12 protein-coding genes are annotated in these 11,500 nt (G+C 36.3%); 3 read left to right on the top strand and 9 right to left on the bottom strand.

Annotation, left to right across the window (positions count from 1 at the left end):
• Window positions 1-49: 49 nt before the first annotated feature.
• The 3 genes from ACFSQ0_RS08495 (at window position 50) to ACFSQ0_RS08485 (ending at window position 2,278) form a co-directional block, all read left to right on the top strand.
• Complete coding sequence (locus ACFSQ0_RS08495; protein ID WP_147861939.1) at window positions 50-748, top strand: CoA transferase subunit A; 699 nt, start codon at window positions 50-52, stop codon at window positions 746-748.
• Window positions 749-796: 48 nt separating this feature from the next.
• The gene (locus ACFSQ0_RS08490) at window positions 797-1,450 is read left to right on the top strand and encodes a CoA transferase subunit B (RefSeq protein WP_147861940.1); all 654 of its coding nucleotides are present in this window, start codon (window positions 797-799) and stop codon (window positions 1,448-1,450) included.
• A gap of 330 nt (window positions 1,451-1,780) precedes the next feature.
• A complete protein-coding gene (locus tag ACFSQ0_RS08485) occupies window positions 1,781-2,278 on the top strand; it encodes a glutathione peroxidase (protein ID WP_379046916.1) in 498 nt (165 codons plus the stop codon).
• Window positions 2,279-2,335: 57 nt separating this feature from the next.
• Here ACFSQ0_RS08485 and ACFSQ0_RS08480 read toward each other — a convergent pair whose 3' ends face one another.
• The 9 genes from ACFSQ0_RS08480 to hemB all read right to left on the bottom strand — a co-directional run bounded on the left by ACFSQ0_RS08480 (window position 2,336) and on the right by hemB (window position 11,488).
• Window positions 2,336-4,333, bottom strand: a complete 1,998-nt coding sequence (locus ACFSQ0_RS08480; RefSeq protein WP_379046913.1) for a TonB-dependent receptor — start codon at window positions 4,331-4,333, stop codon at window positions 2,336-2,338.
• A 57-nt stretch (window positions 4,334-4,390) separates the two neighbouring features.
• The gene (locus tag ACFSQ0_RS08475) at window positions 4,391-5,230 is read right to left on the bottom strand and encodes a FixH family protein (protein ID WP_379046910.1); all 840 of its coding nucleotides are present in this window, start codon (window positions 5,228-5,230) and stop codon (window positions 4,391-4,393) included.
• A gap of 83 nt (window positions 5,231-5,313) precedes the next feature.
• Entirely contained in the window at window positions 5,314-5,613 is a 300-nt protein-coding gene (locus ACFSQ0_RS08470; RefSeq protein ID WP_379046907.1) for a hypothetical protein, read from the bottom strand.
• A gap of 212 nt (window positions 5,614-5,825) precedes the next feature.
• Complete coding sequence (locus tag ACFSQ0_RS08465; protein WP_379046904.1) at window positions 5,826-7,514, bottom strand: ABC transporter ATP-binding protein; 1,689 nt, start codon at window positions 7,512-7,514, stop codon at window positions 5,826-5,828.
• Window positions 7,515-7,574: 60 nt separating this feature from the next.
• Window positions 7,575-8,285, bottom strand: a complete 711-nt coding sequence (locus ACFSQ0_RS08460; protein WP_379046901.1) for a 3'-5' exonuclease — start codon at window positions 8,283-8,285, stop codon at window positions 7,575-7,577.
• 77 nt (window positions 8,286-8,362) lie between these two features.
• Complete coding sequence (locus ACFSQ0_RS08455) at window positions 8,363-9,463, bottom strand: CNNM domain-containing protein (RefSeq protein ID WP_379046898.1); 1,101 nt, start codon at window positions 9,461-9,463, stop codon at window positions 8,363-8,365.
• A 100-nt stretch (window positions 9,464-9,563) separates the two neighbouring features.
• Window positions 9,564-10,007, bottom strand: coding sequence for a hypothetical protein (locus tag ACFSQ0_RS08450; RefSeq protein ID WP_379046895.1), 444 nt, complete (start codon window positions 10,005-10,007; stop codon window positions 9,564-9,566).
• A 109-nt stretch (window positions 10,008-10,116) separates the two neighbouring features.
• Window positions 10,117-10,467 carry a hypothetical protein gene (locus ACFSQ0_RS08445; protein WP_379046892.1) on the bottom strand — a complete coding sequence of 117 codons (351 nt, stop codon included), beginning with the start codon at window positions 10,465-10,467 and terminating at the stop codon, window positions 10,117-10,119.
• A gap of 31 nt (window positions 10,468-10,498) precedes the next feature.
• Window positions 10,499-11,488: a porphobilinogen synthase gene (gene hemB, locus ACFSQ0_RS08440; protein ID WP_379046889.1), complete on the bottom strand. Its 990-nt coding sequence runs from the start codon at window positions 11,486-11,488 to the stop codon at window positions 10,499-10,501.
• Window positions 11,489-11,500: the final 12 nt, after the last annotated feature.

Genomic DNA, 11,500 nt, shown 5'->3' with positions numbered 1-11,500 from the left:
TTGTAACAATGCATATAATTTCGTACTTTTCGATTAAAATTGAAACGCCATGATAAATAAAACGGTAGCTAATGTGCAAGAAGCTTTAGCGGGAGTAAAAGACGGTATGACCTTTATGTTAGGAGGCTTTGGTCTCTCTGGTATTCCTGAAAATGCAATTGCAGAATTGGTAGCAAAAAACATAAAAGATATTACTTGTATATCCAACAATGCTGGTGTAGATGATTTCGGACTTGGTCTTTTACTTAAGAAAAATCAAATTAAAAAAATGATTTCTTCTTATGTAGGAGAAAATGCCGAATTTGAACGACAAATGCTTAGCGGTGAATTAGAAGTAGAACTCACCCCACAGGGTACTTTGGCCGCCAAATGTCAAGCCGCTCAACAAGGTTTTCCGGCCATTTATACCCCCGCTGGTTATGGGACAGAAGTGGCCCTAAACAAAGAAACGCGTATGTTTGATGGGAAAATGTATGTGTTAGAGGAAGCCTATAAGGCAGACTTTGCTTTTGTAAAGGCCTGGAAAGGTGATGAAGCAGGAAACTTAATCTTTAAAGGTACAGCCAGAAATTTTAATCCTAATATGTGTGGAGCGGCCAAGATAACCGTGGTTGAGGTAGAAGAACTTGTTCCTGCAGGTGAATTAGATCCCAATCAAATACATATTCCTGGCATATTTGTTCAAAGAATTTTTCAAGGAGAACGTTATGAAAAACGTATCGAGCAAAGAACCGTTAGACAAAAATAACCGGCAAAAGGCTAGCAAAGCCATTGTATAATTTTCAAAACCAAACAAATGTTAGATAAGAACGGAATTGCAAAACGAATAGCACAGGAAGTAAAAGATGGCTACTATGTAAATTTAGGGATTGGTATACCTACATTGGTTGCCAATTTTGTTCGTGACGATATAGCCGTAGAATTTCAAAGCGAAAACGGTATCCTAGGTATGGGTCCCTTCCCCTACGAGGGAGAAGAAGATGCCGATTTAATCAATGCAGGAAAACAAACCATTACCGCTTTACCCGGAGCGAGCTTTTTTGACTCTGCTACAAGTTTTGGTATGATACGTGGCCAACACGTAGACCTTACTATATTAGGAGCAATGGAAGTCGCAGAAAACGGTGATATCGCCAACTGGAAAATACCAGGTAAAATGGTAAAAGGTATGGGCGGCGCTATGGATCTCGTGGCTTCTGCACAAAATATTATAGTTGCTATGATGCATACCAATAAAGCAGGCCAATCAAAATTATTAAAAAAATGTTCGCTTCCATTAACAGGAGTGGGGTGCGTGACCAAAATAGTAACTAATTTGGCTGTAATTGAGGTTACTCCCGCCGGCTTTAAATTGCTCGAAAGAGCACCAGGGGTAAGCGTAGAAGAAATTCAAAAAGCAACCGAAGGTAAACTAATCATAGAAGGCGATATTCCCGAAATGAAAATTTAGTTTTTGGGCGCCTCTCAATGTTCATTGAGACCGCGCTATTCGCTGTATCTTTTTCGTCCATTTTTTATGCTAAAAATGGACGAAAAAGTATGCCGCTACTATCGCTGGCGCAGTATACCTACCACTATTAAAATTGAGGGCTAGAATTTTTAATTTACGTCTCAAGCAATCCAGAGTTCTAGTATAGGAATATGACTCACACCTCTCCTTATCTTAATTTTGCCCCATTTTATTAGTACAGATAATTAGCAATAATACCTTATAAAAACTATAACAAGTTTTCACGCAATTTTACGCTAAAAAAGTTATAACTTTCACTCAAAAGAGCATATGGAAACCAGTATATACGATTTTACCGCAAAAACCATACAGGGTAAAGAAATATCTTTATCAAAGTATAAAGGTAAATGGTTAATTATTGTAAACACCGCAAGTCAATGCGGATTGACACCACAGCTAAAAGGGCTTGAAGAATTGTATCAAAAATATAAAAATCAAGAATTGGTTATTTTAGGTTTTCCTTGCAATCAATTTGGAAACCAAGAACCCGGCGACGCTAAAAGTATACAAGAAGGCTGCATGCTTAATTATGGTGTGAGTTTCCCTATGTTTGATAAAGTGAAAGTTAACGGCTCTAACGCGCATCCAGTTTTTAAATTCTTGAGGAAAGAACAAGGTGGTTTCCTAACAAATGCTATAAAATGGAATTTTACTAAGTTTATTGTAAACCCGCAGGGTAAACCCATTAAGCGTTTTGCGCCTACTTCAAAACCAGAGAAGCTCGACGCTTATTTGGAGCGTAAAATAAGTCCGATTTTGAAAAAATAAAAGTTGATTATGCAATTTCTCACAATCAACCTTTATTTTTTTCGCTTTATATCCAGTTTAAAAACTATAAATTACGTTGGCATAAATATTCCTTCCTGGTCGAGCAATATTATTCCAGTCTGAAAAGGTGGAGTAGTTAGTGTCAAATAAATTCTCAGCTCCAGCTTTAAGAATAAGTTTTTGTTGCTCGAAATATACAATTTTAGATAAGGCAAGATTTACTATACCATATTCCGGGGTCTTGTTTTCTCCAAATTCTGGACTGTAAGCAGACTGTTCGGTTGCGGCTTGAAACCCTAATTCGGCATAAAAGGTATCATATTTATACCTTAAACTAGCTTCAATCGTTAGCGGTTGAATTAGGGGCAAATTATTTTTCTCATCGTCTTGCCCCAATCTATAAATTAGTTTTGCCTGCGAACTAAATGCTTTAGAAATATTATAATTTGCACTTAAGTCTGTGCTCCATAACAAGGCATAATTAACCTGTTCATAAACTTTTACACCATTAATACCGATATTCATGGGAGATAAACTTGGGTCTGGTCTACCAATAATATAATCGTTGATGTGATATAGAGCCGTGTTAAAATTAACTTTAAACTGTTTCTTTTTGTATTGAGAAGCCCAGCTTATCTCTTTAGATTTTTCATTTTTCATATTAGGATTGCCAATGTAATCAAAGCCATCAAAACTATTAAAGAGGTAATTCCCATAAGCCTCAGAAACGCTAGGGGCCCGTTCACCATAACCAAACCCTATGCTATGTTTCCAGTTATTCTGCCTAAAATCTACAGCTAGCGCTGTATTTATTAAAAATCGGGTTTTGCTCGAATTCATATCTGGATAAAAAATACGCAAACTAGCAAGACCAAACTCATCTTGAATTGAATTTTGATGTACACCCGCCCCTAGACTAAAGTCAGCTGAAAAGTGCTCATTAAAATAATACTTGTCTTGGGCAAAGATTCCCGCATAAATAGTATTTACATCAGGCCAAGTGAGCATAAACATTTCTTTCTCGTTGGGGTTATCGGGGTACATAGTCATTTCGGCTAAAGAGTTGTTAAAATGACTATTGAAAGATAAATTCCAATTGTGTTTTTCTTTTGTACCCACTAATTTTGAGTACATACCCCAGGTTTTACTCCATCCTGGCATATCCATTCTTATGGGGACTACAGGACGTTTTGAATCATCCATTATATGGGTAACATCGTTATAATATATCTTACTTCTCCAGGATGAATAAAAGGTGTTTTCAGAAGTGTGAATGTACTCTAGCGAGCCTATATAAGCCCGAGCCAGAGAAACATCCATCGGTAAGGCGGGATAGCCTACATCTCTAGCTTCATCAAAAATAAGAGAAGCTTCAAGCTTGTTATTTTGATCTAATTTAACCCCAGAAGTAAAAGAGAAATTATACTTAGTAAATTGAGAAAATAGTATCTCTTTCCCTCCACCAGCATCGTAATTTTCTGCATCCCGATACATGATATCAATATCTGTAAAAAATTTATCAGTGCCGTACTGTACGGCTGCACCAAGTACTTTTTGCTGGTTTACACTTTCAAAACCAGATTGCAAATTGGCTTTTAGACCCGATTCGCCATAACCGGTTTTTTTGCGTTTTAAATCGATTGATCCGCCAATGGTTACACCATTCTCTGCTCCAGCTTGCCCTCTTTTAATATTGGCTTTTGAAAGATTAGATATTTCTACATAAGAAGTTATAGGATCCATTTTATCGGTGCAAGCACCATAAATACGCATTCCTTCAATGGTAATGAGGTTACGTTCTGAACTCATTCCTTGTATCATAGGTTCCCAGGCATAAGCACCTCTTTTAATAAAGTTAACAGCATTAGATTCTTGTAGGTAACTTTCTAAACTGGCTAAGGACTTATTTTCGGTGTGATTTTTATGCTGGTTGCTACTTAAAAGAATCACCTCTTCTAATATCTCTGTTGAAGCTAAACTATCAAGCTGCTGGCTTTGCGCTATGGCATTGAAGCCAATCAAAGCACAGAAAAGCGTAAAACTGAATTTAAACATAGCTTTTGAATTTGTTTCGAGGTTAAATCCAATTGAATTTAACCTCGAAAAATTAATTTAAAACTCTACCTCAAAATATAAGCTAGAGGCTTCATTACTTTCGGTAACGGCTTCGCCTTTTATAATTTCGCCACTTTCATTGGCTACTTGCAAATTGATTTTCCAGTAGCCTGTCATAGTAAAATTCACTTTACCTTCGTAAAAACCTTGTCCGTTTTCTTGGTACAAGTCTTGGTTGTTAGGAGAACCGTGATTCTCCATACTAGGCATACGCGGGTCAATTTTAATATGATAGTTGTTTACGCTTGTAAAATTCATCATATCTTCCATTTTAAATAATCCTGCTCGCATATCATTTACCGCTCCTTGAGGATTTATTGGGTCAACCATAGCTAAAACATATTTTTGGTTGTCGCTACCCATAAATACAGCAACACGTTGTTTTGGTGCTGGCTTAACATATACTTTATCTGAAGCTGTGAAAGGTGTACCGTCAATACTATAGTCAAAGTTTAACTCCCAATATTCGTCATCGTTACTGGCCATTTGAAATACTAAATACCCTTGGTATAAAGTCTCTTTTGCAGGCGATTTTACAACATTAGAATTTGGGCAGCTATGCATCTTACTAGTCATATGCATAATAGGCATCCAAGAAATATCGGCGTTAGTAATTAATTCGTCTCCAGATTTAATTTGAAGGTAAACTTCATTATAACCTTGCTCTATTTCACCAGTTGTAGTGTAAAGTAAAATTTCGTGATTGTTGGCGTTAATGGTTTGTACCAATGTTAAGTTTTCGGTCTCATTTATGGGTGTCGCAATACCATCATCATCAGATGAGCAGGCGCTAAGTAGAATCATCGCCAAAAGGCTGAAATATTTTAATAGTTTCACTGTATAAATTTTTTGATTTGATTATAGGGTTCCTTGCAAAAGATTGGTTTCTTTTGTTCAAAGGGTAATTTTCAAAAGCTTAATTATACAATGGGAGGCGGCTTAATATCGGTAATTTGCAAGAAGCGATAGAGGTTATTATAGCTTTTGCAAACTGGTTTTTTGATTTCTAAAAATAATATAGGAGAAGTAGAATCATCCGACCAAAAGAATACTAGTTCTTTATCTAAAAAATCTAGATAAGCAGGCTTTTCTTTAGACGAATTAGATTCTATCAATTTAGATAACTCACATTTACCATTACAAGCCAATTTTGGCCTGTCTTTATTGATACAAAATAGCTCAACAAAACTGTTTGTATCAACAAAATAAAAACTGAGCATAAAAGCACTTTTTATACTATTGAAAGTAACCAACAGGGTAAAAATAAAGACTAATATGGAATGCTTCTTTTTCACATGGTAAAGATAAGGATGAAGAAGGAGTGAGGCACTGACAAAAGTCACTTTTAATAATGTAGTTATTTTATTTGTCTCTCGAACTGGAGGTGCAGTAATCAACCCAAAAATAAAGTCGGTTTACAAAGAGCTTTTACCTATATTGGCATCGCATTAATTAAATCTTGAGTATACTGCTTGCGCGGATTTTTGTAAATGGAATCAGGATCGCCGCGTTCAACAATCTTACCTTGATTCATAACCAGAAGTTGATCGGCCATATATTTAACGACACTTAAATCGTGCGAAATGAATAAATAGGTAAAACCAAAATCTTCTTTTAATTCATTTAATAAATTGAGCACTTGAGCTTGCACCGATATATCTAATGCCGAGACCGATTCATCACAAATTATCAACTCTGGGTTTACGGCAATCGTTCTGGCTATACCAATACGCTGACGTTGCCCACCACTAAACTCGTGAGGGAATCTATTAAAATATTTTTGGTCTAATCCCACCCGATTAAGCAAATAAAGTGCTCTGTCTTTACGTTCTGCTTTATTCTTATAAAGACCGTGTACCAACATAGGCTCCATTATAGCCTGACCTATAGTAAGACGCGGATTCAAAGAAGAAAAAGGGTCTTGAAATATCAATTGAATCTTTTGCCTTAGTTTCTTTTGCTCTTTTTTAGGTAAAGAAAATATCTCTTTTCCTTTATAATACACCTGTCCGCTGGTTGCTGGAGTCAATCGCAAAATCAGATCGGCTAGAGTAGATTTGCCACAGCCAGATTCACCTACCAAACCTAAAGTTTCGCCAGCATAAATTTTAAAGTTAACAGAATTTACAGCGGTAAATTCCCGTCTGCTTCCCCATAGACCGGTTTTAGTGATAAAAACCTTTTTTAAATTTTTGGCTTCAAGTAAAGGAGCTTGGGCATAAATAGTTTTATGCTTCTCTTGTCTATCTTCTCGAGTTTCAACGGCAAGATTTAATTGGTCTTGTAAAATATCTTCTACCGTTGGGAGCCTTTTTAAGCGAACATCTGTTCTTGGTTTTGAGAGTAATAGAGCACGAGTATATTGGTTTTGTGGGTTTTTGAATAGCGTCTGGGTTTCATTGACTTCTAATATTTTGCCTCTATACATCACAGCTACCCGGTCGGCAATTTTAGAAACCACTGCCAAATCGTGAGAAATAAATAAAATACTCATTTGAGTCTCTTGTTGAATCTCTTTTAAAAGAAGTAGAATTTCATTCTGCACCGTTACATCTAAAGCGGTGGTTGGCTCATCGGCAATAAGTAGTTTGGGTTTACAGGCAATGGCCATAGCAATCATAACGCGTTGTTTTTGTCCGCCACTAATTTGGTGCGGATATGCCCTATAAACACGTTCTACATCGGGAAGCTTTACTTGTTTAAAAAGTTCTAAAGTTTTTTGCTGAGCTTGTTTAAAGCTTAGGGAGGTGTGTTGAGCAAGTATTTCTACCACTTGTCTGCCGCATCGCATAGCTGGATTTAGACTGCTCATAGGTTCTTGGAATATCATTGCGATTTGTGCTCCGCGTAAGTTTTGAAACTCCTTCTTTGGCAGGTCTAATAGTTCCCTATTATTAAATTGTATACTGCCCTTTTTAATTTTCGCCTGCTTGCTTAATAGTTGCAAAATGCACAAACTAAGTATAGATTTTCCAGATCCAGATTCTCCTACCAGTCCAAGAATCTCATTTTTTCCTATTTCTAAATCAATGTTTTTTAAAATAGGGGTATAAGAGGTTTTCTTAGTGGTAAAACCGAGACTAAGCTGTTTAATTTTTAATAAAGATTTGCTGGCTTCCATGGGTTAAATCCGTAAAGTCTACACGCAATAAAAATAACAAAATAAAGGTAGCTATCGGTTTTAGACACTTTTTATTTCTTCAGGGTCTAAAAGACTTTCTCCTTTAAACTTTAAAATAATTTGGGCAATGGCCACTACATCTCTTTCACAATAATTTTTTATTCGTGCTATATTTTGTTCTTCGTAAAATACGCGAGCTACTTCATCGCCAGAGATATCTGATTTTGGCGAGGGAATGCCTAAGACGTGGGTGAGTAAGTTAAGTGAGGTATAATGCTTGTAGTCTCCAAATTTCCAAAGTTCTAGGGTGTCTAAATGGGGCACTTCCCAAGGTTTTTTACCAAAAAGATTGAGTTTGTCGGGTAGCGCGATACCATGAATTAGCATTCTTCGCGCTAAGAAAGGAAAATCAAATTCTTTGCCGTTATGGGCGCACAGTAACTGGTCTTTTTTATCGAAATGCTGAGTGATTAGGTTGTTAAAAGCCGTTAATAATTCAGGTTCGCTGCCAGTAAAGCTAGTTACTCTGAACTCCCTTTGCGGATGAATTAAAAAATACCCTACAGACAGACAAACTACTTTCCCGAATTCTGCCCAAATACCTGCCCTTTCATAAAAGTCTTCTGCCGAAATATCTTCTTGGCGTTGATAACGTGATTTTTTTTCCCAAAGCGATTGTACTTTAGGAGGTAAATGTTCAAATTTTTCAACTTCAGGGACGGTCTCTATATCTAAAAATAAAATTTTAGAAAGGGGTATATGGTGTAACATCAGCTTAGTAATTAAGTGATTAAGTTACAATATTACCCGATGCAAACAAAAATTTTTTATTTAGTGATATAAAAGATTTATTGTTCGTCTTCTAGATTATCGTGAATAATACCCAAGCGCTTGGCTCTTTTTTCCCAGTTTTTTCTAGCCAGATGCTGCATATCTTCTGTACTATCGCTTTCATCCATAATCTCTAAGCCGAGTAAGGTTTCAATAATATCTTCCATCGTGATAATTCCTACAGTGTTTCCGTATTGATCGGCTACTACGGCTAAATGAGCTCTCTTTTGTATGAAAAATTCAAATAATTTAGGAATTGGGGTGTGGCTATAGGTTAGCAACACATCTCGTTTTAGACTTTCAAGATGTAATGCGCCTTTATCTTGAATCATATGTTCTAAAATCTCATCCTTGAGTACAAAACCGGTTATATTGTTGGGTTGGTTATGGTAGACTGGAATTCTAGAAAATTTAAGTGTAGGATGTTCTGAAATAAAGTCTGCTACGCTTTGTTCTTCATTGGCAATCATAGCTACCGAGAAAGGAGTCATCACGTCTTGCGCCATAACCGATTTAAAAACTAGTAAATTCTTAATAAAGGTGGTTTCATTCTCTTTAAAAACGCCTTCTTTTTCGGCTTCATCTGTAATGGCTATAAATTCTTCCCGACTCATGGTATTAGCATGAGCAGAATTTCCTATAAGCTTTGTGGTGAGTAAAAGTAACCATAAGATACCGGTATATTTTAATGGAAAGATAAGAATCTGTAGGGTGGTGGCTGTGAACTGACCTAAATGCTTCCAATAACTAGCTCCTATGGTTTTAGGAATAATTTCTGAAAGAATTAAAATTAAAACGGTCATTATTGCCGATACTAAACCAACAAAATTTATTCCCAATACTTGGTAATCTATACCTTGTTCTAATGCAAGAATAGCCGCTTGATTACCCACTAAAATGGCACCAACAGTATGAGCTATAGTGTTTACGGTAAGTATAGCTGTTAAAGGAACATCAATGTCTTTTTTAAAGCTAGCTAGTGTTGTAGCATATTGTTTTCCCTCATTTTTTTTAAGGCGTATATGAGTAGGGGTAAAACTCAAAAGAGCAGCTTCTAAAATAGAGCATAAAAAAGAAGCCAAAATAGAAACTAGGGCATAAATTATTAATAAGGTCATTAAAAATGAATTTTCTGAAAAATAAGACAAATATAGAATTTACTCAACCTATTTTTCACAAATTTAGCAAAACCTAATCGCTATTTTGGCTCTTGGTTTATCAGCTTATTGCTTTTTGCCATTTTTGGGCCAATTCTAATTGCGCCAAAGCTTCCACGTTATAATCGTCTTCTTCGTTATAAAAAACTATTTGGCTCTGCTGTAATTGATTTTTAAGCAGCATCACGATTTGCTCGATGCCTTTTTCTTTACTCCTATTTTGTTTTATTTCGCAAGTAAGTCCGGTTAAACCAAAGCTTTTAACTTTCAAATTTTCTTCATCTAAATTTCCGTAAATAAGTATTTGCTTTACACGGTTTATACCCAAAAACAATTTGGTGTTTATTTCTAGTTCGTCTAGTTCAAGGTGCATTTGAGCCGCTTTTTTTCTAATTTTTTGTTCCCAAATAGCAGTATTTTTCCTTTTAATGATTATGGTATAAAATAATGGGGCAATGAAGGCGAATAGCAGTACTATTCCTAATAAAACAGAGGATTGATCCATGGTTCTTATGCTCTTAAAAAGAGACTTTTATTTATAGTTTATTTAATTCCGTTATAGAAAGATTGGTTAGGTACTTATGATATCATGCTAATACCTGCGGAAAATAGTACTATAAAAAACTATGGAAAGGGAATAGAAAAACTCCAAATAAGAGTCTTTTATCTAATGATAAAAAAATGGAGGGTTTTAGTGGATGAAAAGTCAAAACTTGCTTTGACTCCAAATCTGTTATGGCTTCTAATAAATTAGAACCAAAAAGTGGTTCATTTTTGTCTTCTAGTGGGGTTCGAACTTCATCTGTAGGTAAGCCCTGAAAGGAGTGTTGATAATCTTGTGAAAAGTAGTGTTCTTTTTCTGGAGTATCTTGAGGTAGAACATTGCTTAAACTGGGCGTAGCCGCTATTCCCACTTGATGGAATACCGAAACTAAAAAAAGCCAGTATAAAAACAATTTTTTCATACTGGCCTTTAGGCTAAAATCGTGCCAAGTTTTACTGTATTAATTGAACCGCTTGTTTAGCGAAATAACTTGCTATAAAATCGGCACCTGCACGTTTTATGGCGGTGATTTGCTCTAGGATGACAGCTTCTTCGTCTAACCAACCTTTTTCGGCGGCAGCTTTAATCATCGCGTATTCTCCGCTAACTTGGTATACAGATATGGGTGTAGTTAACTCATTTCTTAGATCTCTAACAATATCTAGATAGCAAAGTCCGGGTTTCACCATTACGATATCTGCACCTTCCTCGACGTCCATTTGAGCCTCTCGGATAGCTTCAAGCCGATTGGCAGGATTCATTTGATAAGTTTTTTTGTCTTTAGGAATGTTTTGTACGTCTACAGGCGCCGAATCTAAAGCATCTCTAAAAGGGCCGTAAAATGCAGAGGCATACTTGGCGCTATAACTCATAATTCCCGTATGGGAATAGCCCGCTTCTTCAAGGCGCTGGCGCATTACCAAAATACGACCGTCCATCATATCGCTTGGCGCAACAAAATCAGCTCCAGCTTGGGCATGAGATAGAGCCATAGCGGCTAAAAATTCTACAGAAGCATCATTTTGTATTTGTCCATTTTCAACGATACCGTCGTGACCGTAAATAGAATAAGGGTCTAGTGCCACATCGGTCATCACTAACATTTCAGGTACCGTATCTTTTACTGTCTTTATGGCACGTTGCATTAATCCGTTTTTGTTTAAAGCTTCCTTGCCCGCATTGTCTTTTAAGGATTCTTCAACTTTTACAAATAAAAGTACAGATTGAATTCCTAATGACCAAAGAGTTTTTATCTCTTGCGGTAATTGATCTAAGCTGTAGCGAAAGTAACCTGGCATAGAAGCAATTTCTTCTTTTTTGTTTTTACCTTCTACCACAAAAATAGGGGCTTGAAAATCGTTTGGTGATAGGTTAGTTTCCTGAATTAGGTTACGTACCGCTTGATTTGTTCGGGTACGTCTATTTCTTATTAATGGGAACATAATGATTTATTT

This window comes from Mesonia sediminis (assembly GCF_042684705.1).
GTDB classification, from domain to species: Bacteria; Bacteroidota; Bacteroidia; order Flavobacteriales; family Flavobacteriaceae; genus Mesonia; species Mesonia sediminis.
The sequence above is the reverse complement of the archived record's forward strand: the minus strand, read 5'-3'. Positions and strand labels throughout refer to the sequence as shown.

Excerpts from the sequence above, each read along its gene's own strand:
- ACFSQ0_RS08495 (WP_147861939.1), top strand. The coding sequence starts at position 50 with ATGATAAATAAAACGGTAGCTAATGTGCAAGAAGCTTTAGCGGGAGTA.
- ACFSQ0_RS08490 (WP_147861940.1), top strand. The coding sequence starts at position 797 with ATGTTAGATAAGAACGGAATTGCAAAACGAATAGCACAGGAAGTAAAA.
- ACFSQ0_RS08485 (WP_379046916.1), top strand. The coding sequence starts at position 1,781 with ATGGAAACCAGTATATACGATTTTACCGCAAAAACCATACAGGGTAAA.
- ACFSQ0_RS08480 (WP_379046913.1), bottom strand. The coding sequence starts at position 4,333 with ATGTTTAAATTCAGTTTTACGCTTTTCTGTGCTTTGATTGGCTTCAAT.
- ACFSQ0_RS08470 (WP_379046907.1), bottom strand. The coding sequence starts at position 5,613 with ATGCTCAGTTTTTATTTTGTTGATACAAACAGTTTTGTTGAGCTATTT.
- ACFSQ0_RS08465 (WP_379046904.1), bottom strand. The coding sequence starts at position 7,514 with ATGGAAGCCAGCAAATCTTTATTAAAAATTAAACAGCTTAGTCTCGGT.
- ACFSQ0_RS08460 (WP_379046901.1), bottom strand. The coding sequence starts at position 8,285 with ATGTTACACCATATACCCCTTTCTAAAATTTTATTTTTAGATATAGAG.
- ACFSQ0_RS08455 (WP_379046898.1), bottom strand. The coding sequence starts at position 9,463 with ATGACCTTATTAATAATTTATGCCCTAGTTTCTATTTTGGCTTCTTTT.
- ACFSQ0_RS08450 (WP_379046895.1), bottom strand. The coding sequence starts at position 10,007 with ATGGATCAATCCTCTGTTTTATTAGGAATAGTACTGCTATTCGCCTTC.
- ACFSQ0_RS08445 (WP_379046892.1), bottom strand. The coding sequence starts at position 10,467 with ATGAAAAAATTGTTTTTATACTGGCTTTTTTTAGTTTCGGTATTCCAT.
- hemB (WP_379046889.1), bottom strand. The coding sequence starts at position 11,488 with ATGTTCCCATTAATAAGAAATAGACGTACCCGAACAAATCAAGCGGTA.